Annotated in this window: 23 protein-coding genes and 1 other RNA gene; 8 read left to right on the top strand and 16 right to left on the bottom strand. The window is 63.7% G+C overall.

Annotation, left to right across the window (positions count from 1 at the left end; genetic code table 11):
- Positions 1–29: 29 nt before the first annotated feature.
- On the bottom strand, positions 30–1022 hold the full coding sequence (gene miaA / locus X738_RS55775) for a tRNA (adenosine(37)-N6)-dimethylallyltransferase MiaA (protein WP_023798798.1): 993 nt from the start codon (positions 1020–1022) through the stop codon (positions 30–32).
- Between miaA and serB the strand changes: the two genes are divergently transcribed.
- Positions 1012–1899, top strand: coding sequence for a phosphoserine phosphatase SerB (gene serB / locus X738_RS55770; protein WP_023798965.1), 888 nt, complete (start codon positions 1012–1014; stop codon positions 1897–1899). The two genes, miaA and serB, sit on opposite strands and share 11 nt — an antisense overlap.
- Positions 1896–2459 (top strand): GNAT family N-acetyltransferase, encoded by a 564-nt coding sequence (locus tag X738_RS55765; RefSeq protein WP_023798797.1) that lies wholly within the window; start codon positions 1896–1898, stop codon positions 2457–2459. Before serB ends, X738_RS55765 begins: the two co-directional genes overlap by 4 nt.
- 16 nt (positions 2460–2475) lie before the next feature.
- On the opposite strand, the gene X738_RS88345 is transcribed toward X738_RS55765, so the two are convergent.
- From X738_RS88345 to X738_RS55735, 7 genes are all read right to left on the bottom strand, one after another.
- Positions 2476–2607 (bottom strand): hypothetical protein, encoded by a 132-nt coding sequence (locus X738_RS88345; RefSeq protein ID WP_280807523.1) that lies wholly within the window; start codon positions 2605–2607, stop codon positions 2476–2478.
- Between the two features lie 75 nt (positions 2608–2682).
- Positions 2683–4197: a DegQ family serine endoprotease gene (locus X738_RS55755; protein WP_023798795.1), complete on the bottom strand. Its 1515-nt coding sequence runs from the start codon at positions 4195–4197 to the stop codon at positions 2683–2685.
- Between the two features lie 138 nt (positions 4198–4335).
- Positions 4336–4476, bottom strand: coding sequence for a DUF2065 domain-containing protein (locus tag X738_RS86940; protein ID WP_236473681.1), 141 nt, complete (start codon positions 4474–4476; stop codon positions 4336–4338).
- A gap of 154 nt (positions 4477–4630) precedes the next feature.
- Complete coding sequence (hflC, locus tag X738_RS55750; RefSeq protein ID WP_023798793.1) at positions 4631–5608, bottom strand: protease modulator HflC; 978 nt, start codon at positions 5606–5608, stop codon at positions 4631–4633.
- A complete protein-coding gene (gene hflK, locus X738_RS55745; RefSeq protein ID WP_023798792.1) occupies positions 5608–6711 on the bottom strand; it encodes an FtsH protease activity modulator HflK in 1104 nt (367 codons plus the stop codon). Before hflK ends, hflC begins: the two co-directional genes overlap by 1 nt.
- A gap of 142 nt (positions 6712–6853) precedes the next feature.
- Positions 6854–7372, bottom strand: a complete 519-nt coding sequence (locus X738_RS55740; protein WP_023798791.1) for a dihydrofolate reductase — start codon at positions 7370–7372, stop codon at positions 6854–6856.
- On the bottom strand, positions 7372–8379 hold the full coding sequence (locus X738_RS55735) for a DUF4424 domain-containing protein (RefSeq protein WP_023798790.1): 1008 nt from the start codon (positions 8377–8379) through the stop codon (positions 7372–7374). The genes X738_RS55740 and X738_RS55735 overlap by 1 nt, the downstream gene beginning before the upstream one ends.
- A gap of 245 nt (positions 8380–8624) precedes the next feature.
- On the opposite strand from X738_RS55735, the gene cobF reads away from it, so the two are divergent.
- Complete coding sequence (gene cobF, locus X738_RS55730) at positions 8625–9398, top strand: precorrin-6A synthase (deacetylating) (RefSeq protein ID WP_023798789.1); 774 nt, start codon at positions 8625–8627, stop codon at positions 9396–9398.
- Between the two features lie 27 nt (positions 9399–9425).
- On the opposite strand, the gene X738_RS55725 is transcribed toward cobF, so the two are convergent.
- The 6 genes from X738_RS55725 to X738_RS55700 form a co-directional block, all read right to left on the bottom strand.
- Positions 9426–9767 carry a winged helix-turn-helix domain-containing protein gene (locus X738_RS55725; protein ID WP_023798788.1) on the bottom strand — a complete coding sequence of 114 codons (342 nt, stop codon included), beginning with the start codon at positions 9765–9767 and terminating at the stop codon, positions 9426–9428.
- An 87-nt stretch (positions 9768–9854) separates the two neighbouring features.
- The gene (gene modC, locus X738_RS55720) at positions 9855–10967 is read right to left on the bottom strand and encodes a molybdenum ABC transporter ATP-binding protein (protein WP_023798787.1); all 1113 of its coding nucleotides are present in this window, start codon (positions 10965–10967) and stop codon (positions 9855–9857) included.
- Entirely contained in the window at positions 10964–11668 is a 705-nt protein-coding gene (gene modB / locus X738_RS55715) for a molybdate ABC transporter permease subunit (RefSeq protein WP_023798786.1), read from the bottom strand. Before modB ends, modC begins: the two co-directional genes overlap by 4 nt.
- 13 nt (positions 11669–11681) lie before the next feature.
- A complete protein-coding gene (gene modA / locus X738_RS55710; protein ID WP_031254753.1) occupies positions 11682–12476 on the bottom strand; it encodes a molybdate ABC transporter substrate-binding protein in 795 nt (264 codons plus the stop codon).
- A gap of 201 nt (positions 12477–12677) precedes the next feature.
- On the bottom strand, positions 12678–13472 hold the full coding sequence (locus X738_RS55705) for a thymidylate synthase (protein ID WP_023798784.1): 795 nt from the start codon (positions 13470–13472) through the stop codon (positions 12678–12680).
- 198 nt (positions 13473–13670) lie between these two features.
- A complete protein-coding gene (locus tag X738_RS55700) occupies positions 13671–13982 on the bottom strand; it encodes a DUF2853 family protein (RefSeq protein WP_023798783.1) in 312 nt (103 codons plus the stop codon).
- Between the two features lie 171 nt (positions 13983–14153).
- On the opposite strand from X738_RS55700, the gene ssrA reads away from it, so the two are divergent.
- Positions 14154–14510, top strand: a transfer-messenger RNA (tmRNA) gene (gene ssrA / locus X738_RS81740).
- 148 nt (positions 14511–14658) lie between these two features.
- Here ssrA and X738_RS55695 read toward each other — a convergent pair.
- On the bottom strand, positions 14659–15864 hold the full coding sequence (locus tag X738_RS55695) for a multidrug effflux MFS transporter (protein ID WP_023798782.1): 1206 nt from the start codon (positions 15862–15864) through the stop codon (positions 14659–14661).
- A 154-nt stretch (positions 15865–16018) separates the two neighbouring features.
- On the opposite strand from X738_RS55695, the gene X738_RS55690 reads away from it, so the two are divergent.
- From X738_RS55690 to X738_RS55675, 4 genes are all read left to right on the top strand, one after another.
- Entirely contained in the window at positions 16019–16708 is a 690-nt protein-coding gene (locus tag X738_RS55690) for a TetR/AcrR family transcriptional regulator (RefSeq protein ID WP_023798781.1), read from the top strand.
- A 118-nt stretch (positions 16709–16826) separates the two neighbouring features.
- Complete coding sequence (locus tag X738_RS55685; RefSeq protein ID WP_023798780.1) at positions 16827–17360, top strand: SspB family protein; 534 nt, start codon at positions 16827–16829, stop codon at positions 17358–17360.
- Between the two features lie 18 nt (positions 17361–17378).
- Entirely contained in the window at positions 17379–17624 is a 246-nt protein-coding gene (locus X738_RS55680) for a DUF4169 family protein (protein WP_023798779.1), read from the top strand.
- Positions 17625–17644: 20 nt separating this feature from the next.
- Positions 17645–17872 (top strand): ribbon-helix-helix domain-containing protein, encoded by a 228-nt coding sequence (locus X738_RS55675; protein WP_023798778.1) that lies wholly within the window; start codon positions 17645–17647, stop codon positions 17870–17872.
- 20 nt (positions 17873–17892) lie between these two features.
- Here X738_RS55675 and X738_RS55670 read toward each other — a convergent pair whose 3' ends face one another.
- Positions 17893–21888 carry an AsmA family protein gene (locus X738_RS55670; protein ID WP_023798777.1) on the bottom strand — a complete coding sequence of 1332 codons (3996 nt, stop codon included), beginning with the start codon at positions 21886–21888 and terminating at the stop codon, positions 17893–17895.
- Between the last annotated feature and the right edge of the window lie 46 nt (positions 21889–21934).

Below are 21934 nucleotides of genomic sequence, written 5' to 3'. Positions count from 1 at the left end.
ACGGGAGGTCTTCCCTTAAAGTCAACTTTTCAGGTTGCACTCGAAAAGGTATCCAAGATCGTGGATTCCACACGATCACCAGGGCGCAATCTCAGCCATTCCGGACCCAACTGATGCCTGAACCAGGTCGCCTGGCGCTTGGCATACTGTCGCGTCGCGATCTTCGCGCGCTCGATCGCTTCGGGAAAACTCAGCTCGCCGGCCATTGCGGCCTGGAGTTCGCGAACGCCGATGGCTTTCATCGCAGGCAAGTCGGGATCGAGGCCAAGATCGGTGATCTGCGTGACCTCGTCGAGGGCGCCCTTCTCCAGCATGCGGTCGAACCGCGCCTCGATCCGCTCCACCAGCTCCGCTCGGTCCGGCTCGATCACAAGGAAGCGCGTGCTGGCTCTGTCGATCAGTGGACGGCCGCGCGCCGCCTGCCATTCCAGGATGGAACGGCCCGATGCGTCGAGCACCTCCAGCGCCCGCACGATGCGCTGGCCGTCGGTCGGCTTCAGCATCATGCCGGCTGCAGAATCCCTGCGCAGCAGGATACGGTGCAGCTTGGCTGCGCCCTGCTCCTGGAGTTCGTAGCGCCAGCGATCACGGATCGACTGCGGAATGTCGGGCATTTCCGAAATGCCCTCCGCAAGCGCCCGGAAATAAAGCCCGGTGCCGCCGACGAAAATCACCGGCCGTTCGAAGAACGTGCCGACCGGACGTTCGACGAACGCGCCGTCGTCGATGAGATTCATCACGTCGCGCAGCCAGGCGCCAGTGGAATAGACGGTGGAGGGATGGACATGTCCGTAGAGGAAATGCGGGACGCGAGCGAGTTCGGCAGCAGTCGGCCGCGCCGTCAGCACGTCGAGCACCGAATAGACCTGCATCGAATCGGTGTTGACGATGACGCCGCCGTTGCGCTCGGCGAGGGCGAGCGCAAGGGCGGACTTGCCGCTGGCGGTCGGCCCGGCTATCAGGATCGCGTTCTTAACGCGGCCCTCGCCCGCCTGCCCGCCGGAATTTTTTATGCCGCTGATCGCCACGCTTGTATCCCATCCCGCCGGTCGCGCATTGTCGCCGGCGCTTGCGAATATGGCGTCGCGGTCGGTCGGCGCAAGCACTGTTCGCTGGCTGGCCGAAGGCATCGCTTGTGAAATCGCCCTGCCCGAGACGGCCGAAGCCGCTGAAACGACCGCCAGCCTGCGCGCCGTGCTTGCACCCGAACCGGTTGACGTGATCGTTCAGCGGCCCGAGGGCAGGCGAAAGAAAATCCTTATCGCCGATATGGATTCGACTGTCATCGACCAGGAGTGCATCGACGAACTCGCCGACGAGATCGGCGTCAAGGATTACGTCGCCGCCATCACGGCGCGATCGATGAATGGCGAGATCGCTTTCGAGCCGGCCTTGCGCGAGCGGGTGGCGCTGCTGAAAGGCCTCGATACTGCCGTGGTCGACCGCATCATCGCCAATCGCCTGACGCTGGCTTCCGGTGGCCGCGCGCTTGTCCAGACCATGCGGGCCAACGGCGCTTGGACTGCACTCGTGTCGGGTGGCTTCAACGTCTTCACCTCACGCATCGGCGGCATGCTCGGCTTTCAGGAGAATCGCGCCAACCGCCTGATCGAGCAGGATGGCCGCTTCACCGGGCTGGTCGCCGAGCCGATCCTGGGGCGCGCCGCCAAGGCCGATGCGCTGCTCGAGATTTCGGCGCGCCTCGGGCTGACGACCGCCGACGCCATTGCTGTCGGCGATGGCGCCAACGACCTCGACATGATCCGCCTTGCCGGCACCGGTGTCGCGCTTCATGCCAAGCATGTCGTGGCGGCGGAGGCAAAATTCCGCATCGACCATGGCGACCTGACCGCGCTTCTCTATCTGCAGGGCTACCGGCGGGAGGAGTTTGTGGAGTGACGCCAATCCGCACCGAGCGCCTGATCCTGCGCAACTGGGAGGATCGCGACCGCGACCTCTTCTACCGCATCAACTCCGACGAGCGCGTCATGGAGTTCTTTCCGTTTCGCCGCGACCGCGCGCAGGCCGACGCCAAGATGGACGAGTTCCGCGCCTGGATTGCCGAGGATGGCTACGGTTTCGCTGCCGCCGAGATAATTGAAACGCGCCAATGGATCGGCTTCGTCGGCCTCCTCGACACCGATCATTTGCCGTTCCTGCCGGCCGGCACCGTCGAGATCGGCTGGCGGCTGGCGCCCGAATTCTGGGGCCATGGCTATGTCACCGAGGCAGCCGAAGCCTGGCTCGCCTATGGCTTCGAAACGCTTGGCCTCAAGGAAATCGTTTCTTTCGCCGTCAGGGATAACAGCCGGTCCACTGCCGTCATGGAACGCCTGGGCATGACCGCCGACCCGACCAGCGATTTCGACCACCCCGGCATTCCGGACAGCCACGCCAGGCTCAAGCGGCATGTGTTCTACAGGCTGACAGCCAAGGATTGGCAGAAAAATCGGCGCTGATCAGTGCCGACCCTGATCAGCGCTTGTCAAACGGAAGCTCGTCGCCGGGCTGCGGCGCTTTTGCGCCGACCCGATCGAGCACTTTCGCGAAATCGTCGCCCGATGCATCACCAGCCCGTCGGCGCAGGAAATCAGCCGCTGTCTCCATGGCTCCAACCTTTTGCGACACGGCCGACGCGATCCACTGGTTCAGCGACACACCATCAGCACGCGCCTCCGGGACTCAGTCCATCCGGATCGTCACAAACCGCAATTCGCCGCTCTTCGACGCCAGCATCAGCAGCGCATTCTTGCGTCCCTGCTCCTTCAACGCAGCAATCCGGTCCATGACATCCTTGGGCGTGGCGACCGATTCCTGCGCGATCTCGGTGATCACCTCGCCGGCCTGGATGCCGCGTTCGGCAGCGGCTGAATCCTTGGCGACTTCAGTGATGACGACGCCGGAGACTTCGGCGGCAATACCGAATTTCGTCCGCGTCTCGTCGTTGAGGTCGCCAACGGTCATGCCGAGCACGGACGCCGTCGAAACGGCAGGCGCCTCGTCGCCGGTGTCCTTGTCGGTATTGCCGTTCTCGCCGCTGGCAAGCTTTTCGCCATCTTCGAGCCGGCCAAGCGTCACCTTCACGGTCTGCTCGACGCCCTTGCGCACGATGACCACGTCGACAGCCTTGCCGACCGTGCTCTCCGCGACGACGCGTGGCAGGTCGCGCATTTCATTGACGTCCCTGCCGTCGAACTTGATGATGACGTCGCCCGCCAGGATGGTGCCGTTGTCGACAGGCCCGCCCTTGATGACGCCGGCGACCAGCGCGCCCTTGGCGGTCGCCATGCCGAGGCTCTCGGCAATGTCGTCCGTCACCGGCTGGATGCGCACACCGAGCCAGCCGCGCCGCGTCTCGCCGAACTGACGGAGCTGGTCGACGACTCCCAACGCCAGCTGCGAGGGGATGGAAAAGCCGATGCCGATCGAGCCGCCGGACGGCGATATGATCGCCGTGTTGATGCCGATCACCTCGCCGGCGCTGTTGAACAGCGGCCCGCCGGAATTGCCGCGGTTGATCGCGGCATCGGTCTGGATGAAATCGTCATAGGGGCCGGAATTGATGTCGCGGTTGCGGGCCGAGACGATGCCGACCGTCACGGTGCCGCCGAGGCCGAACGGATTGCCGATCGCCATCACCCAGTCACCGACGCGCATCTTGCTGGAATCGCCGAATTTCACCGCCGTCAGCTTGTGCCCTTTCGGATCGACCTTCAGCACCGCCACGTCGGTCTTGGTGTCGGTGCCGACCAGCGTCGCCTTCAGCGTCACGCCGTCGGAGAAATTCACCTCGATGTCGTCGGCATCGGCGATTACGTGGTTATTCGTCACCACGATGCCCTGCTCGGCGTCGACCACGAAGCCTGAGCCCAGCGACTGCACCTTTTGCGAGGGGTTGCCCTGTTCGCCGGGACGGTTCTTGAAGAAATCGTCGAAGAAGTCCTGGAAGGGCGAGCCCTCTGGAAGCTGCGGCATCGGCACCGCGCCGGGGCCTTCCGTGCCCTTGACCCTCTGCGAGGTCGATATATTGACCACGGCGCCGAGCAGGCCCTGCGCCAGATCGGCGACCGAAGCCGGGCCGTCGTCGGCGGCCGCGGGCGCCACCAGCGACGGGACGGTAGCGACGCCGATAAGAAGTGCTGCAGCACCCGCGGTGAATGTCCGCCTCGCCGCGCGCAAAAAGCTGTTGGATGTCATCGAGAAGTCTCCCGGTGTCTCTGAGAAGAAAAGCGCTCGCCGAAAACGCTGCGTCGAGCCATGTTGGCAAGAAATACGGCACGTTTGCGGCTATGGCTATCGGCGGAGGATAAATCCTCCGTTATCCCGAAATCATCGTCATCCACCCCGCACCAGCCAGACCAGGCCGACACCAACGGCGATTGCAATCAGCCCGGCGACCCGCAGCGTATTTTCCGGCATCGACAGAACTTCGCCGGCAAGTTTCTTGGCGAGGCCGGGAAAGCCGCCATAGACCAGGCCCTCGACACTACAGCGCCGTGCGTCCTTTGGACGCGCAAAGGACGCTGTACCACTTTGATTTGGCGCATGATCCTTTCCGAAAATCGATTCCGATTTTCGGGTCATGCGCGAGAACCAGGCCTATTGCCGCCAGAAAGTCCTGCACCGGCCGTTACTGACCGGTGCCTGGCTGGGCTGTCGGTGCAGCGGGTGCACGGGGCACAGCTGCTGGCCCAGGCGCTGCCGGTGCAGCCGGCGCTGCCGGCGTGTCCGCGCCGGCGGGATTGCGGAAGAAACGGAAGAAGTCCGAATTCGGCGACAGCACCATCGTCGTCCCGGTACTGTTCAGCGCCGTGCCGTAGGCATTCATCGACCGGTAAAAGTCGAAGAAGGCTGGATCGCGCTGGTAGGCGTTCGCGAAGGTGGCGCTGCGTTGAGCTTCACCTTCACCGCGCAGGATTTCAGACTCTCTCCGTGCCTCGGCGACGATCTCCACCACTTCGCGGTCGGCGCGCGCCCTGATGCGCTGCGCCGCCTCGTTGCCGCGCGCCCGCAGCCGCTCGGCTTCGGCCAGACGCTCAGCCTTCATGCGGTCATATGTCTGTTGCGAGACTTCCGCCGTCAAATCGGTCCGGCGAATGCGGACATCCTCGATCTGCAGGCCGAGCGACGTGGCGTCGGGCCTCAGCTGATCGCGCACTTCGCGCATCATCACGGCTCGCTCTTCCGAGAGCGCCGCCTCGAAGTCGCGCAGACCGTAGACACGGCGCAAGGCGGCGTCGAGACGCGTCCTCAAGCGTGCCTCGGCCAGCTCGATCTGGCCGGACACCGCGGAGCGAAACACGCGCGGATCCGAGATCCGATAGGCGATGAAGGCGTCGACCTCATAAAACTTGCCGCCCGAAACCTGGACGCGGATGTTGTCGAGGTCGAAGCGCAGCACCCTGTTTTCGATCAACTGCACGCTGTCGGCATCGAAGAAGGCGAACGGCGCCTTGAAATAGATGCCCGGCTGGCTCTTGACGTCGACGATCTCGCCGAACCTGAGCACCAGTGCCTGCTGGCGCGCATTGACAACGAAGACCGACGAATAGAGCAGGAACAGGACGACCGCGGCGATGACGGCGATGATGGGAAGACGGTTGGCCATCACTGGTTTCCTCCCAGCACCGGCGCCGGCGCCTTCTGCTGCAATGCCGGCAGCGGCAGATAGGGAACGACCCCTGGTCCGCTGCCTTGCTCGATAATGACCTTGCTGGAATCCTTCAGAACCCTCTCCATCGTTTCCAGATAAAGCCGCTGGCGAGTCACATCCGGCGCCTTGGCGTATTCGTCATAGACCGAGATGAAGCGCTGCGCCTCGCCTTCGGCCTCCTGCACGACCCGGTTCTTGTAGCCGGCCGCCTCCTCGCGGATCTGTGCGGCCTCGCCGCGCGCCTGGCCGAGCTTCTGGTTGGAGTACTGGTTGGCCTGCTCGACGAACTTGTCCTCGTCCTGTTCGGCGCGCTGCACCTCGTCAAAGGCGTCGGCCACTTCGCGCGGCGGTGCGGCATCCTCGATCGAAATCGCGTTGACGTTCAGGCCGGCCTTGTAGCCGTCCAGCGTCGTCTGGATGATTTCGCGCACGGACGCTGCAATGCCCTCGCGATCGTCGCGGAAGATGTCCTGCGCCGGCCGCCGGCCGACCGCTTCGCGCATGGCGCTTTCGGCGACCTGGCGCAGCATGCCGTCGGGATCGGACACGTCGAACAGATAGGCCCTCGGATCGGAGACCTGATAGGCCACCGAGAACTGGACGTTGACGATGTTCTGGTCGCCCGAAAGCATCAGCCCTGAACCGTTGCCGGAGGCCGTGCCGCCGCCGATGTTGACGAGTTGTTCGGCAATGACGGCCGTCTCGACCGTCTCGATGGGCCACCAATGGAAATGCAGGCCAGGCTGGGAGAACTCTGCCTTTGGCACGCCGAATCTGAGTTCGACCGCAACCTCGTCGGGCTGCACGGTATAGACCGCCTTGAACGCCCACAGCGCTAAAAGCGCCGCCGCGATCAATCCGAACACGGCTGGGCTGGCGCCAGCGCCACCCGGCAAAGCACGCCGCAACCTGTCCTGGCCGCGCCGGATGATATCTTCGAGATCGGGAGGCGAGCCCTGCGGACCACTAGGCCCCTTTGGTCCCTGCCCCCAGGGTCCTGGATTGTTGCCGCCGCCCCATGGGCCGCCGCCTCCGCCGCTTTTGTCATTCCAGGGCATAAATGTCCTTTCGCTCCCTCACGCGCCGGCCTGACGACGCAAAATCCGGTGTTGTTCTTCTATAGGGATGCGACGGCCCGCTTTCAACGCGATCGGTCGTCGTCACCGTCCGTTTTGGACCGTCGCGACCCTTTACCGTCTTTCAATGCACGTCGCGGCGTCGCTCGTAAACCGAATAGCGTGTCGCATGACTATCCTTTTCACCGGCCGGAACGTCCTGCGACCGGCCGATGCGCCACAAATCCGGGTCGATCGGCGGGAAATGCGCGTCGCCGTCGACCGCGGCAAGGACATGGGTGACATGCAGGCGGTCGGCCAGCGGCAGCGCCTGGGCATAGATCTCGCCGCCGCCGATGACGCAGATTTCGTCGGCGCCGGCCATGCAGCGCCCGCGCACCTTCGCCAGGCGGATCGCCTCGTCGAGCGAATGCACGACTTCGACGCCCTCGGCGCGCCAGGCCTTGTCGCGGGTCACCACGATATTGAGCCTGCCCGGCAGAGGCCGGCCGATGCCTTCATAGGTCTTGCGACCCATGATGACAGGTTTGCCCATCGTGTCGGCCTTGAACCGCTTGAGATCGCTGGAAAGCCGCCACGGCAAACCGCCATCGCGCCCGATCACACCGTTTTCGGCGATGGCGACATAGATCGCGACGTCCATCAGCCGCCGCTCCCGCCCGAAGGTGCCAGCAGCAATATGTCGATGTCGTGCTCAGGGTAGAAATTCTCTGCCTTCATCTCGAAACGCGTCGGCCCGACTTTCCTGACGTTTTCGCCACAGAACGAGACCAGGTTCTTCGGATCGCCCTTGTCGACGGTCAGCTTGAACTTGCCGATCGAGCCAGTCGCCCAGTTGCCGCCAGTGGTCAGGACATAGGCGATGCGGTTTTCGAAATATCTCGGCGTGCCGTCGGGAGTGCCCTTCGCCGCCTTGCGAATCGCATTCTCGAACGTGCCGTCCATGCAGTAACGGGTCTTGTAGGCGGCGTATTGGCCCTGGAACTGGCCGTCATAGAAGAAGCTGACCGAGGAGGTGCCGCCGACGCTGGGCTTGTAGCGATGGGCGACGCGGACTGCCTTGTTGGCTGGAAAGGTCGAGCGCCACCAATAAGTCGAGCGCAATTGCCAGAACGGCACATAGACGGTTTTCATGCCAGACCCGTCGTCGGCGGTGTCCTCGATGATGAGGCCGCGGTCGACCCAGTCGTCGGCAACCGCTTGCGGCAGCTTCGCCAATGCCGCCCTGGCCGCATCGCCGAACGGGTAGAACGGCACGTTCTGCGACTCGAGATCGGCACTGATGTCGATGCCGAGCGCAAATGCCTTCTGCTCGAGCTGCGGCTTTGCCGCCACGCCGTCTATGGTCACCTCGAAGCCGAGGAAATTATCGCTCTGGCCGTCGGGAATTGCCGGCATCTCGTTCGGATCGCCTTCGATGTCAGGCATCGGAAAGGCGACGATCGCATCGACATCCTTGTCGGTGTTGTTGCGGAAGACATAGTCGACCGTCACCTTTTCCGGCGAGATGTAGAGGTCCTCGCTTTCCATGGCGACCGCGTCGCTGCGCGACAGGATCAGGCCGCCCGTCCCCAATTCGGCGATCGAATCATTGGCGAACACGGGCGTGGCCGAAAGCGCCAGCGCGGCGGTCAGGACATAACGGAACATGGAAGCTCCCTGGGCGAGATGCCGCTATGACTCTATCGCATCGGCCCGAAAATCGGAATCGATTTTCGGTAAGCACGATGCGAGGATTCAAGGTGCTAGAGCGTACTTTGCGCGTCCAAGTGGACGCGCGTCGCTCTAGACGTTTCAATGTGGAGTTTCAAAGCCCTTCCGCGCTTGCCCACATGCCATGCCGACCTGCCGAGCCAGTCTGGACAGCGACGTTCCGATCGGGCAGGAGATCGCCCATGCGCAAGCTTCTCGTCATCGGCATCGGCGCCGGCAATCCCGACCACATGACCGTGCAGGCGGTCGACGGCTTGAACCGCGCCGACGTGCTGTTCATTCCCGACAAGGGCGCAAAAAAGAACGATCTCGCAGAACTGCGCCGCCAGATCTGCGATCGATTCGTCACCAATCCAAACTCGCGCCGGGTCGAATTCGACGTGCCGGTGCGGGCCGAGCCAGCGCCCTCCTATCGCTCGGCCGTCAATGACTGGCACGAGGCGATCGCCGCGATCTATGAAAGCCTGATCCGCGACGAGCTTTCGCAAGATGGCTGCGGTGCGTTCCTGATCTGGGGCGATCCCTCGCTCTACGACAGCGCGCTGCGCATCCTGGAGCGGGTGCGCATGAGAGGCAATGTCGCGTTCGAGCTCGAGGTGATCCCCGGCATCACTGCCGTCCAGGCGCTCGCCGCCAGCCACAAGATGGCGCTGAACCGCATCGGCGATGCGGTTCAGATCACCACCGGCCGCCGGCTCACCGAGGAAGGTTTGCCCGACAATGCCGGCAGCACCGTCGTCATGCTGGACGGCAAATGCGCCTTCAACACGCTGGACGACAACGACCTCCTTATCCACTGGGGCGCTTATCTCGGCACGCCCGACGAGATCCTCATTTCCGGCCGCCTTGGCGACGTCGGCGACGAGATCGTCAGGACCCGCGACGAGGCGCGTCGGAAAAAAGGCTGGATCATGGACACTTATCTGCTGCGCAAGCCCGGCGAGCCGGAGGAGTAGGCTCCGCCGATACAGGTTCCACCGACCTCACCCGGCATCGATCTCCGCCTGTAATGCTTCCAGATGCGCCGCCGCCGCGGAAGCCGCAGCCCGTTCGATCGCGCGAAAGCGGCTGACCACCGCAAGCCCCGCCGGCGTCAACTGCGCGCCGCCGCCCTTTTTGCCACCGGTCTGCGCCGCGACCAGCGGCTTGCCGAACACCCGGTTCATGTCCTCGACCAGATCCCAGGCGTGTTTGTAGGACATTTCCATGCCGCGCGCCGCCGCCGAGATCGAGCCGAAGGCGGCGATCTGCTCCAGAAGCTCGATCTTACCCGGCCCGATGCGCCCTTCTGGATCGAGGTTTATCCGCAAGCTCAGCGACGGCATTCTCTCCTCCGCAGTCCCGCCATCCATCCTAGAAGCTCTCCGGCGCTACCGCTATTCCAAAATGATATAGCGACGATCATCCGCGGGTCATCCATCCGCCTCGACTGGCAGGCCGGCGCTCATGTTCGCCGGGTCGAAGCTAACCGTCTTGACCACCGCGTAGACCTCTCGACCAAGCCGGAGTTTCAGCGTCTGTCGCGATTGCTCGGTGATCCGGGCAAGCACGGTTGCGCCATGGCAGTCGATGCCGATCTCGACTGCGGGACCCTCGCCCGGCGCCATCGTTACGATCGTGCCCTGCAAGATGTTGAGCGCGCTGAGACCCGTCGGCTGTTCGGTGGCGATCATCACATCGCGGGCACGGATGCGAATGCGCATCGGCGCACCGACCGGCACCGCCAGAAGCGGCACGCGGATCTCGCCCGCCACCGAGCCGAGCACGGTCATGCCAAAGACATTGTCGTGGCGCAGCACCGCGGTATCCAGCACCGCGCCGCCCTCGCCGCGCTCCTCCGCCGGCAACAGGTCGAGCCGCTGCATGATCGCCCCGGTCGGGCCGCAAGCAGCGACTTTGCCTTGCGCCAGCACAACGACGTCGCTTGCCAGCCGCGCGACCTCTGAAATCGAATGGCTGACATAGACGATCGGGATTTTCGTCTCGTCGCGCAGCCGCTCGATATAAGGCAGGATTTCTGCCTTGCGGGCCTCGTCGAGCGAAGCCAGCGGCTCGTCCATCAGCAACAGTTTCGGGCTGGCGAGCAGCGCCCGGCCGATCGCCACGCGCTGTTTCTCGCCGCCGGAAAGCTTTGCCGGCCGCCGGTCCAGCAAAGCACCGATGCCGAGAAGGTCGACCACCGCATTGATGTCCGCATAGCGTTCGGCCGTCGGCGTGAACCAGCGGCCGTAGCGCAGATTGCTGGCCACGCTCATATGCGGAAACAGCCGCGCGTCCTGGAACACCATGCCGATGCGGCGCTTGTGCTTCGGCACGAACCGACCCGCATCCGTATCGACCAGCACGCGGCCGTCGGCCTCGATCAGCCCCTTGTCCGGCCGGATCAGGCCCGCAATCATGTTGATCAGCGTCGTCTTGCCGGAGCCCGAGGGCCCAAACAGCGCGGTCAGCCGCCCGGCGCTCTCGAAGCGGGCGTCGACCTCGAAGTCGCCAAGCCGATGGCTGATGTCGACCACAACCGTCATTCGACATCCATCCGCCTGCCGACGCGCCGCGCCAGCACCTCCGATGCGACAAGTGCTGCCATCGAGATGATGATCGAGATCAGCGTCAGCCTGAGCGCACCGGCATCGCCGCCCGGCACCTGCGTAAACGTGTAGATCGCCGACGGCAGCGTCTGCGTCTGGTTGGGGATGTTGGAAACGAAAGTGATCGTTGCGCCGAATTCGCCCATCGCCTTGGCGAAAGACAGGATCGCGCCGGTAATCAGGCCGGGCAGGATCAGCGGCAGCGTGATCGTCCCGAATACCCACAACGGATTGGCGCCAAGTGTCCCGGCCGCCGCCTCGATTCTGCGGTCGACCGCCTCGATCGACAGCCGGATCGCCCGCACCATCAGGGGAAAGCCCATGACAGCGCAGGCCAATGCGGCACCTGTCCAGCGAAAGGAGAAGACAATGCCGAAATGCTCGGCCAGAAACGCCCCGACCGGGCCGCGCCTGCCGAAGGAGAGCAGCAGCAGATAGCCGATAACCACCGGCGGCAGGATCAACGGCAGATGCACCAGCCCGTTGAGCAGCGTCTTGCCCCAGAATTGGCCACGGGCAAGCACAAGCGCGATCAATATGCCGGGCGGCAGGCTGGCGACCATCGCCACTGTCGCCACCTTGATCGACAGCCGGACCGCGTTCCATTCGTCGGGAGTGAGGTCCAGCAACCAATCCATCTTTTGGCGTGCCTCAGTTGCTCGGCGTGAGGACCGTAAAACCTTGCGCCTTGAAGAGCTCGCCTGCCTTGGCGGATTGCAGGCACTTTAGGAATGCCGACGCATGCTTGTCCTTCGAATCCGCGATCTGGGCAACCGGGTAGACGATCGGCGGGTGCGAATCCTGTGGGAAGGTGCCGATCACTTTGACGCCGGGCTCGGCATGCGCGTCGGTGGCGTAGACGAGGCCGAGCGCTGCCTCACCTGTGGAGACCAGCTTGAGCGCGGCACGCACGTTCTCGGCCTGCGCCAACTTGTCTTCGATCGAGGACCAGACGCCGAGCGATACAAGCGCCGCCTTGCCATATTTGCCGGCCGGCACCGCCTGGAAATCGCCCATGGCAAGCCTGCCGTCACCGATCAGCCCGGCAAGATCAAAACCCTTTTCGATCCTGGTTTCGACCGTCGAATCCTTCGGCGCCACCAGCACGATCTGGTTGCCGAGCAATTTCACCTCGGAACCCGGCTTGGTCAGCTTCTTGTCGGACAGATAGTTCATCCAGTCGCGATCGGCCGAGATGAAGACGTCGGCCGGCGCGCCGCCCTCGATCTGCTTGGCCAATGCGGAGCTTGCCGCATAGGAAATGGTCGCCGCCTCGCCGACATCGGCGGCGCAGGCGGTGTTCACTGCATCCAGTGCGTTCTTCATGCTTGCGGCGGCAAAGACGATCAGCCTGTCATCGGCATGGGCAACCGGCATGGCGGCGATCAATATCGCAAGACTGCCAATGGCGGCCGCCTTCAATCCGAAACCCTTGCGCACCAGCATGAAACTCTCCCGGAGCTTGAAATCCGATCGGCGCGACCCTGCCAGTCGATATATCCGCCTGAATATAACAAGGGAAGGCTTTTTGCCTGACTTAGCCCAATAGCCCGCCGACGGCACTGCATGACACCGCCACCGCTCGCGGGCGGACGACACAGCACCGGCGAGCAATTTGAGACAAAGCAAAAAGCCCGATGTTGCGGCTCACACCGCGATGGGCGCCTTGATCGTCGCATCGGCGAGGTAGTTTTCCAGCCGGAAATCTTCGAAGCGGAAGGCAAAAAAGTCCTTCACCTCCGGATTGATCCATAGCGTCGGCAGCGCCTTGGGCGTGCGCTGCAACTGTTCGCGCGCCTGCTCGAAATGGTTTGCATAAAGATGCGCATCGCCCAGCGTATGGACGAAATCGCCGGGCTTCAGCCCCGTGACCTGCGCCACCATCATGGTGAGCAGCGCATAGGAAGCGATGTTGAACGGCACGCCGAGAAAGATATCGGCGGAACGCTGGTAGAGCTGGCAGGAGAGCCTGCCTTCCGAGACATAGAACTGGAACAGGCAATGACAGGGTGGCAGCGCCATGGCTTCCACTTCGGCCGGGTTCCACGCCGAAACGATCAGCCGTCGGGAATTAGGATTCTTGCGTATCTCCTTCAAGAGATTGGCAATCTGGTCGATGGCGCCGCCATGGCCGTCCGGCCAGGAGCGCCATTGCTTGCCGTAGACCGGGCCGAGGTCGCCATTCTCGTCGGCCCATTCGTCCCAGATCGAGACGCCGTGGTCGTTGAGATATTTGATATTGGTGTCGCCGGCCAGGAACCACAGAAGTTCATGCACGATCGACTTCAGGTGAAGCTTCTTGGTGGTGGTGACCGGAAAGCCGCGCGCGAGGTCGAAGCGCATCTGGTAGCCGAACACCGAGCGCGTTCCGGTGCCGGTGCGGTCACCGCGATCGGCGCCGTTTTCCAGCACGTGCTTCAAGAGGTCGAGATATTGGCGCATCGGCGATTCGGGGCTCGATTCGGGTTAGGCAATCATAACCGACTGGCTGCCGGCCGAATATGTCAAAACGGCACCAGAGTCGCTTTCTCTTACCGCTCGTTTGCGCCGCCCCTCATTGCCCTGCCGGGCAATTCTCCCCGTATAGTGACGGGGAGAAAGAGCTGCCCGCGTCAGCATCCGCAAATTGACATGCGATCCTCAGAGGCTGGCGAGCTTGCCCAGCTCCTTGGCAACCAGGTAATAAAAGGTCACCCGGCTCTTGGTGTTATCGGCCTCCATCGCCTTGCAGGTCTTTTCGATGGCGGCGTCCGCCTTGCTGCCGTCGTCGACGCCAAGCTTTTTGGCAACCCAGCTGGCCTTGACGCGACCAAGTTCGTCGGGATCCGTGCAGGAGACCAGCGAGGAATCACGATTCCTGAGCGCAATGCCCAAATGCTTCACGATCTTGGCGACCGCGTCGGCATCCGCCGCGGCGTCGTACTTCTTCACGTCTGCGAGATAATCGGCCATCAAATTTTCCCCTCGTCGGCGCCACGAGATCCAGTCGATGAGGGTTGTGGCGCGCTGCCGCAAAATGTGCGCTAGTCGGTAACTCCTCACCGCCGCAAAGCTTCGGTTGAGAGCGTTGACAAGTCAAGCCTTTGGCGATGCTGTTTGAGACAGCGGACAAAGCATCATTGAGGCCTTTCATTTTTTACGATCGGTCCCTATATCTGTTTCGTCGGCTCGACCGACTATGGCGATAAACAGGCGATGAAATAAGCCGTTCGGACCCGGGGGCGGTACCCGGCGCCTCCACCAAAAACCGCTCTGCGAAGAGCGGCTTTTGCTGGGGGCGAAATAGGATCGACGAAGGTGTAAAGATCGTACTTTTGCCCGGCATTGTACCACCGTTATCGGGCTGAACTTATAGTTGCCAACGACAACTATGCGGAAGCACGTCTCGCCGCGTAAGCGGTGCGACAGCTTCAAATCAAGCCCTAGTGGTTCGCACTTCTAGGCGGGGTTCGGAGGTACCTGGCAACAGAAACCTCCACTTCTCCTGCTTCGATTCCAACTTTCCCTCCGATCCCCATCTCACCTCGATACTGTGACGGCAGCAGGCTTGCTGGCCGCGCGGCCGCGCCCAGACGCGAAAAAGGCCGGGACTGACCCGGGCTTTTTCATTGCTCTCACTGGAAAGCATCTATTCTGCCGGCGCTTCGACAACCTGCCGTCCGCGGCCGAGCGTCACCTTGGCCAGCGTGAACGAGATCACCGCGCAAAGCATGATGCCGGCCACCCTAGGCAGCGGCGTGCCGTCGAAGAACACCCCGGCGATGCCCATGGCGACCGCGCCGATGGCGAAGTGCAGGGTGCCCATCAGTGCCGAGGCCGTGCCGGCGATCGCGCCATGCTCCTCCATGGCCAGCACCGAAGTCGCAGGGATCACCAGGCCGAGGAACCCGTAGCCGACGAACAGCAGCGCCGCCATGACGTCGAGCCGATCGACGCCGGACGCCATCACCGCGAACAGCACCACCATCGTCGTCGCATAGCCGACCACCGCGACCCGCACCACCGGCCTCAGCCCGAACCTTTCGGACAGCGTTCCCGTCAATTGCGACATGCCGATGAAGGCGACCGCGTTGATCGAGAAGAACACGCTGTAGACCGACGGCGACAGCCCGTAGTGTTCTATCAGGATGAAGGAGGAGCTCGACAGATAGACGAAGAAGCTCGCCAGCCCGAAGCCGCCGATGGCCGCCAGGCCAAGGAAGTTGCGGTCGCCGATCAGGAAGCGATAGGCCGACAGCGCGGTGCCGAACGAACTGCCTGCACGCGCCTCGACCGGCCGCGTCTCCTTCAGCGAGGTCGCCAGCAGGATGGTGGCGAGCACCGCCCCACCGGTCACCGTCCAGAACACGGCACGCCAGCCGAAATTCTCGATAATGACGCTGCCGGTCAGCGGCGCCAGGATCGGCGACACCGAAAACACCAGCATCAGGAGCGACATCAGCTTGGCAGCTTCGGTGCCGGTGTGCAGGTCACGCACGATGGCGCGCGGCACCGCCATGCCTGCACTGGCGCCGAGCCCTTGCAGGAAACGGAAGGCGATCAGCCATTCGACCGAGGGCGCCAGCGCCGAGCCGATGCCGCCGACCATGAACAGGGCGAGGCCGCCATAGAGCGGCAGCTTGCGCCCGACCATGTCGGAGATCGGTCCGACGACGATCTGGCCAAAACCCATGGACAGAAAGAAGATCAGCAAGCTCATCTGCACGGCTGCGGTGCTGGCCTGCAGATCTGCGCCGATCGAAGGCAGCGCCGGAAGATACATGTCGATGGCGAACGGACCGATGGCCGACAACAGGCCGAGCACAACCGCGATGCGGAGGAATTGGGGATTCATGATAGCGGGCTTCTTTCAATCTGGTTTGCCGACCCGGCGTGTAATCCTGGGACGTCCCATCCCGTGGAATTCCTGCAGGGGGAATTCCTCTAAATCTAAGTCCATAAATTTAGACACTCTTGTCTAATTCGTCAATCACCTATATATAGTTTTCATGAAGCACGACGTTTCTCCTGACAGCATCCCGCCACGCGGCCATGAGGCAAAGCGCGCCTCGATCATGGACGCTGCCGGCGAGGTGTTCTGCCGCGAAAGCTTCGCCGGCGCCAATATCGACATGATTGCCGCCGAGGCCGGCGTGTCGCGCCAGACGATCTACAATCACCATGGCGACAAGGAGAAACTCTTCGTCGCCATCGTCCGCGACCTCACCGAGCGCTGCAATGCCGGCATCTTCGCCACCATTTCAACCTTTCCCGACCAGCCGAAGGATCTCGAGGCCGATCTGATCGCCTTCGCCGTGCGCATGACCCGCAACTGTATCTGCAGCCGCGACGGAAAGTTCCTGCGCAAGCTGATCCAGACCGAGGGCGAGCGCTATCCCGAGCTGTTTGCCGAATGGCGCGAACTGGGACCGGGCAGGACATGGCCGGCGATCGCCGCCCGTTTCGCCCGCCTCGCCCATGCCGGTTTCCTCGACATCGAGGACCCCGATGTCGCGGCGCGCCAGTTCCAGGCCCTCGCCAATGCCGAATTGCAGACGACCTTCATGCTCGGCGGCACGCCGACCGATGATGAAGTGCTGCAATCCGCGACACATGGCGTGCGCACCTTCCTGCGCGCCTTCGCCAAGCGGCAGCCGGCGGCCGATGCGCAAAAGCACAGCGCGCTCGCTGGCGCCTAAGCGATAAAATCTGAGGCATGCCCTCTCGCATCTGTGCTGCCGGCATCTATATCCGGTTTACGCCGCGCTCAAGCTTGATTACAGCTATGCGGACGATTCAACGGAACCCGACAGCGACATGGCCGACGACCACATTCGCTACGACATTCTGGCCCAGGAGGCACTGCGCGGCGTCATGCGCAAGGTCCTGGCCGAAGTCGCGCGCACCGGCCTCCCCGGCAACCATCATTTCTTCATCACTTTCCTGACCGGCGCCCCCGGCGTGCGCGTGTCTTCCCGCTTGCGGGAGCGCTATCCCGAACAGATGACCATCGTCATCCAGTTCCAGTATTGGGACCTGAAGGTGACCGACACCGGCTTCGAGGTCGGGCTGTCTTTCTCCGACGTGCCGGAAAAGCTGGAAATCCCGTTCTCGGCCGTGCGCGGCTTTTACGACCCGTCCGTCAATTTCGAGCTCGAATTCGACGTGAAGACGGAAACCTCGGCAGAAGGGGAATTGACCGGCAAGCCCGCTTCCGAACCGCTGGCGGTCGTCGCCGAGAAAAAGCCCGAGAAGAAGAAGACCGCTGAGGCCGAAAAGAAGCCGGCCGCAGCCGACGCCGCCGCCAAGGGCGCCGAAGTGGTATCGCTCGACGCCTTCCGCAAGAAGTGATCCGACGGGCCGCGCGACATGGCCGACATCGTCAACCTCCGCCAGGCCCGCAAGCAGAAGGCACGAGCCGAGCAGGAGCGCCTGGCCGAACAGAACCGGGCGCTGTACGGCCGCTCCAAGGCCGACCGGGAGCGTGACCGTTCGATCGCCGACAAGGCAGAAAGGTTTGTCGCCGGCCATCGCCGCGAAACCTCGGGCGATGCGGATTGCCCTGAAGTCAGACCGAAAAATGCGGCGGGGTTTTCGGACAAGTCCGATGCCTGAAGTGAAATGAGTCAGGTCCGGTGAGCCCGGTCGAGAAACGCTCGGTGACCATTCGCGGCCATCGCACCAGCTATTCGCTCGAAAAGCCGTTTTTCGACGATCTCGTCGCCATCGCCGCCGCACGCAAACTGACTCTCGCCGCCCTCGTCGCCGAAATCGACGAGGCCCGGCCGCGCGATGCCAACCTGTCCTCGGCGCTCAGGCTCTACGTCCTGGATTGGGCGAAGCGAGGGATGAAACCGGTCTAGCCCGGATGGATAGCTAGGGGCTATCCGCCGCCGAGCGACTTCAGCAGATTGTCGATCGACGAGGGTTCAAGCGTGGGTTTTGGCGCGGATCCTGATGGCGGCGGGTTGTCATTGGTCGGCGGCTGACGCGCCCGCTCGATTTTCTGCGCCTGCTCGGCGGCGGCCCTGCGCTCGGCGTCGAGCCTTGCCTTTTGTTCCGCAGCGATCCGCCTCGCCTCTTCCGCCCGCCTCGCCTCTTCCGCTTTCCGACGTCGCTGTTCCTCGGCCTTCGCCGCCTCGTCCGCCGCTTTTTGCGCCGCCTTGGCTCTCGCTTCGGCATCCGCCTTAGCCTTGGCCTCGGCTTCAGCCTTCGCCTGCGCCTCGGCTTCGGCTTTAGCCTCGGCTTCAGCCCTCGCCTGCGCATCCGCCTTGGCCTTCGCCTCCGCTTCGGCTTTAGCCTTTGCCTCGGCTTCGGCTTTCGCCCTGGCATCTGCCTCGGCTTTCAGCCGCGCCGCCTCCTGCTGCTTGCGCAATTCTTCGGCTGCCCTGTCGCGCTCGGCTTGCAGGGCCGCGTAGTAACGCACCTCGCGCCGCAACCGCTGCTTTTCAAGCAGCGCTGCCTGCATCGCCTCGACCCGCTGCTGCTCCTTTTCCAGCGCGCGCTGGGTCAGGAACTGCGCCAGCGGCTCACTGTCGAACCGCCGCTTCGCGGCGCCGAACGGCCCGTCAACGCTGAAATTCACGGTCGGATCGGAGCCGACCAGCGCTTCGTCGCCCGGCTGATAAGTGATCGAACCAATGGCAGCGACCATGCTGGCCTTCAGGTCCGCCATGATGTCGGCCGACAGCGTCGCCGCCGGATTTTCAAGATTGACCGGCGGCGCCCTCAGCGTGCCACCAGCGATTGTGAAGGCGATGTCGGCATCCCCAGCCGGAAAACTGCCGTCCGCGGCGATCTGCGGCGCGAAGCCGGCGGTCTTGGCCGCGTCGATATCGCGCCCAATGGCGTCGGCCTTGGCGATGAAGGCGCCAAAGGCGGCGGGATTGACGCCGGCAATGGTCAAGCCTTTCAGCGCCGCCGTGCCGGAACCGGACAACGCCGCAACCATCGCATCGACCGATTTGCCACTGGTCGAGAGCGCCGCCGAGAAATCGCCGGCTCCGCTGATGCCAGTCTCTGGCAGCACGGTGGCCAGATCGGCGCCGGCAAGTTTCAGCTGGCCGGAGAAAAACCCGGTGCCGTCATTGTTCTTCAGCTCGAACAGTCCGGAAAGCGCGCCGCCGGCGAACTTTGCCTTGAGGTCCGAAACGCGGATGCCTTCGTGGTCGAGCTTCAGCGAAAGCGCCGCGTCATAGGCCGTGGCCAACGGGCCGGCGACCAGCGACGCCGTGGTCAACTCGAGTTCGGCGGTGAACGGCAGGATGGGTTTCTGGCTGAATGGGGCGGCCGGCCAAGCCTTGCCGGAGCCCAGAAAGGCCTGGTCGCCAAACACTGCCACCGCCATCGGGTCGAGATCCAGATCATCGAGCGCCAGCGCGCCGGCAAGATGCGGCAGCCCGTCGGCGACGCCGACATTGAGGTCGCCGGAAACCGCAGCCTCGTTGATGGCGCCGCTGAGGCTGGACAGCACCAGACGGCCGTTGCCGAAGTCGGCGTCGGCCGCAAGCCAAGTCGACATGCCTGTCCCCAGGCCCGGCAGTCCGACGCCTGTCGTCATCAGCCACGGCTCGATATCGGCGGCTTCCAGGCTGATCTTGCCCTTGGCGGTGGCGCCTTGTGGCGCGCTGGCGATCGTCCCGTCGAAACCGGCTTTGAAATCGTCGCCGGTCAGGTTGAAGCTCGTCGCCATGCCGCCGCCAAGCGTGCCTTTCGCCGAAACATCAGTAGTCGCCTCGCCAAGCATGCCGAGCGGCAGCGCCGGCAGGCCGTAAAGCGCCAGAAGCGCGGTGGCGTCGGTATTCCTGGCGTTGAAGGTCAACGACACCGGCGCCTCGAGAAGCCGATCGGCCAGTCCTTTGCCGGACAGCGATGCTGAAAACGCCGAGCCGCCTGCCCTGCCTTGCGCGCTGACCGCCAGTCCCGTCGTGCCGTCGCCATTGGCGGCGGCACTTGTCACCAGATCGATGCGCGCATTCTGCAACAGCTCGGGATATGCGGCGACACGCCCCGCCAGCCCTTTCAGCACGGCATTGTCGGGATAGTGCTTCGCCGCGACATCGACCAACGGCTTGAGATCGACGGCGACCACCGAGGCATCGAGCTTGCCGGTCGGGCTCGCTGGGAAATCCTTGATCCGGCCGGTGGCGCTGATCGAGGCGCCGGCAAGTCCGCCGACCGAGAGCCGGTCGATTTCAAGCAGCCCGTCGCGCAGCCTGAGCGCCGTATCGACCGTATCGGCGGTCAGTCCGCCGGCGCTGACCGGCCCGGCCTTGATCTGGAAATCGAGGTCGCGGTCGGAAAATCGGTTGGCGCCCTTGTCGCTGATGAAGATCGAGGCGAAGGCGGCGAGCCCGTCGACGTCGAGCTCGCCGCCGTCGAGCCGCATCAGCACCGACGGCCTGGCGTCTTCGCCCTGGCTGGAATCGATGCGGCCGGAAAATTTCGCCTTGCCGAGAACGAGTTCGAGGTCGCTGAAGGCCTGGCGGTTCCCGGACAGGTCGACCTTGGCCTTGAAGCCGGCGGCCGGAAGCCGGCGGATCGCCTCGTCGACATCCTTCGACAGCCAGGCGGCGAAGCCGGAAGGCTGCCCCACGGCCAGAAGCAGCGAACCGCTGAAGCCGAACTGATCCTCGAGACTGAGCATGCCGTTTGCTTCCAGCCTGGCGCGGCCCGGGAGCGTCGCGCCCAGCGACTTCACCGACCAGCCGGCATCGGCCGGCTCGGCCGAAAGGCGCACGTCACGAACCGTCGTGTCGCCGGCCACCACCGCCGGCAGCTTCACCTCGACGGTGCCCGGTATGGTCGGCTTGGGCAGGGCGAGCAGCGCCTGCTCCAACGCCGCGACGCGCTCGGACAGCGTCAGTCCGGTCGCGGCGCCGACGGCTTCATCGAACTGCACCTGAGCGCCATCGGCCTCGATTGAAAAGCGAGGGTTCGGCCCAAGGTCGACGGCAGCCTTGCCGTCGGCGGTGTAGGGATTGTCGAGTGGCCCGGTCTCGAAGCGGAATTCGTCGACGCCAAGCTTCCGGTGGTCTAGCGAGAACTTGCCGTTCAATCTGAACCCCGGTTCCGGCTTGCCGGCGCTGGCCTTCTCACCGTCGGTGCCGTCAAGCTGCGGCAAACGCTTGTCGCCATTCCTGTCAGAGCTTGTGACCCTAAACTGGCCCGAATAGATCGCGGCCCCATCGACAATGCCGGCATTGCCATCCGCTTCGATGACCAGCGGATAGGCGTCTGGATCGGCCTTGAGCCTGAGCCGCAACTGTCCGTCGCCACTGGCCTTGCCGGTGGAGACGACGACCGTGCTGCGCAGGCCGTCGAGCCGCAGCGAACCATCCATCCGCCAGGGTCCGGCCAGCGATCTGGCAGAGATTGTCGAATTGATCTCGGAAAGACGATGGCTGCGGCCGCCGGCGGCATGGCGCAGCGCGATCTCTCCGTCGGTCACCGTCAGCTTCTCGATCGAGATCTGGCTGGGATCGTAGGGCGAGGACGGGCGTATCGCCCAGTCGACCGTGCCGTCGGCGGCAATGTCGATCGTCGCCTTCGGCCGCACCAGCCGCATGTCGAAGATCAGCACCTCGCCGCTCAGGAAGGGCGCCAGTTCGGCATCCATCGAAAAGGTCTCGACGGTCATTGCCGGCCGGCCGCCGGGGCCGCCGGCGACAGTGACATTCGAGAAGGTCACCGAGGGAAACGGCAGCAATTTCGCCGTTGCATCGCCCTGAACGGTGACCTTGCGGCCCAGAATGGCGCTCGCCTCGCGCTCGAAATCGGCCCGGTAGCCCGTCCAGTCGATAAAATACGGCACCACCAGCGCCGCACACAGCACCAGCACGAAAAAGCCACCGAAGAACACGAACAAACGTGCGAGCATCAACCCCCAAGCAGTCGATTGAAAATCAGCCGCACTCTACCCGCAT

Origin of the sequence: Mesorhizobium sp. L48C026A00 (assembly GCF_000502375.1) — a bacterium.
Classification (GTDB): domain Bacteria; phylum Pseudomonadota; class Alphaproteobacteria; order Rhizobiales; family Rhizobiaceae; genus Mesorhizobium; species Mesorhizobium muleiense.
The sequence above is the reverse complement of the archived record's forward strand: the minus strand, read 5'-3'. Positions and strand labels throughout refer to the sequence as shown.

What these genes read in the sequence shown, in the direction of transcription:
- modB (WP_023798786.1), bottom strand. Translation starts at nt 11,668, where the DNA reads ATGGATTGGTTGCTGGACCTCACTCCCGACGAATGGAACGCGGTCCGG.
- X738_RS55755 (WP_023798795.1), bottom strand. Translation starts at nt 4,197, where the DNA reads ATGACATCCAACAGCTTTTTGCGCGCGGCGAGGCGGACATTCACCGCG.
- X738_RS55670 (WP_023798777.1), bottom strand. Translation starts at nt 21,888, where the DNA reads ATGCTCGCACGTTTGTTCGTGTTCTTCGGTGGCTTTTTCGTGCTGGTG.
- hflC (WP_023798793.1), bottom strand. Translation starts at nt 5,608, where the DNA reads ATGGCCAACCGTCTTCCCATCATCGCCGTCATCGCCGCGGTCGTCCTG.
- X738_RS55685 (WP_023798780.1), top strand. Translation starts at nt 16,827, where the DNA reads ATGGCCGACGACCACATTCGCTACGACATTCTGGCCCAGGAGGCACTG.
- X738_RS88345 (WP_280807523.1), bottom strand. Translation starts at nt 2,607, where the DNA reads ATGGAGACAGCGGCTGATTTCCTGCGCCGACGGGCTGGTGATGCATCG.
- X738_RS55695 (WP_023798782.1), bottom strand. Translation starts at nt 15,864, where the DNA reads ATGAATCCCCAATTCCTCCGCATCGCGGTTGTGCTCGGCCTGTTGTCG.
- X738_RS55735 (WP_023798790.1), bottom strand. Translation starts at nt 8,379, where the DNA reads ATGTTCCGTTATGTCCTGACCGCCGCGCTGGCGCTTTCGGCCACGCCC.
- X738_RS55740 (WP_023798791.1), bottom strand. Translation starts at nt 7,372, where the DNA reads ATGGACGTCGCGATCTATGTCGCCATCGCCGAAAACGGTGTGATCGGG.
- X738_RS55705 (WP_023798784.1), bottom strand. Translation starts at nt 13,472, where the DNA reads ATGCGCCAATATCTCGACCTCTTGAAGCACGTGCTGGAAAACGGCGCC.
- X738_RS55690 (WP_023798781.1), top strand. Translation starts at nt 16,019, where the DNA reads ATGAAGCACGACGTTTCTCCTGACAGCATCCCGCCACGCGGCCATGAG.
- X738_RS55700 (WP_023798783.1), bottom strand. Translation starts at nt 13,982, where the DNA reads ATGGCCGATTATCTCGCAGACGTGAAGAAGTACGACGCCGCGGCGGAT.
- X738_RS55725 (WP_023798788.1), bottom strand. Translation starts at nt 9,767, where the DNA reads ATGCCGTCGCTGAGCTTGCGGATAAACCTCGATCCAGAAGGGCGCATC.
- modA (WP_031254753.1), bottom strand. Translation starts at nt 12,476, where the DNA reads ATGCTGGTGCGCAAGGGTTTCGGATTGAAGGCGGCCGCCATTGGCAGT.
- X738_RS55680 (WP_023798779.1), top strand. Translation starts at nt 17,379, where the DNA reads ATGGCCGACATCGTCAACCTCCGCCAGGCCCGCAAGCAGAAGGCACGA.
- cobF (WP_023798789.1), top strand. Translation starts at nt 8,625, where the DNA reads ATGCGCAAGCTTCTCGTCATCGGCATCGGCGCCGGCAATCCCGACCAC.
- hflK (WP_023798792.1), bottom strand. Translation starts at nt 6,711, where the DNA reads ATGCCCTGGAATGACAAAAGCGGCGGAGGCGGCGGCCCATGGGGCGGC.
- modC (WP_023798787.1), bottom strand. Translation starts at nt 10,967, where the DNA reads ATGACGGTTGTGGTCGACATCAGCCATCGGCTTGGCGACTTCGAGGTC.
- serB (WP_023798965.1), top strand. Translation starts at nt 1,012, where the DNA reads ATGCCGCTGATCGCCACGCTTGTATCCCATCCCGCCGGTCGCGCATTG.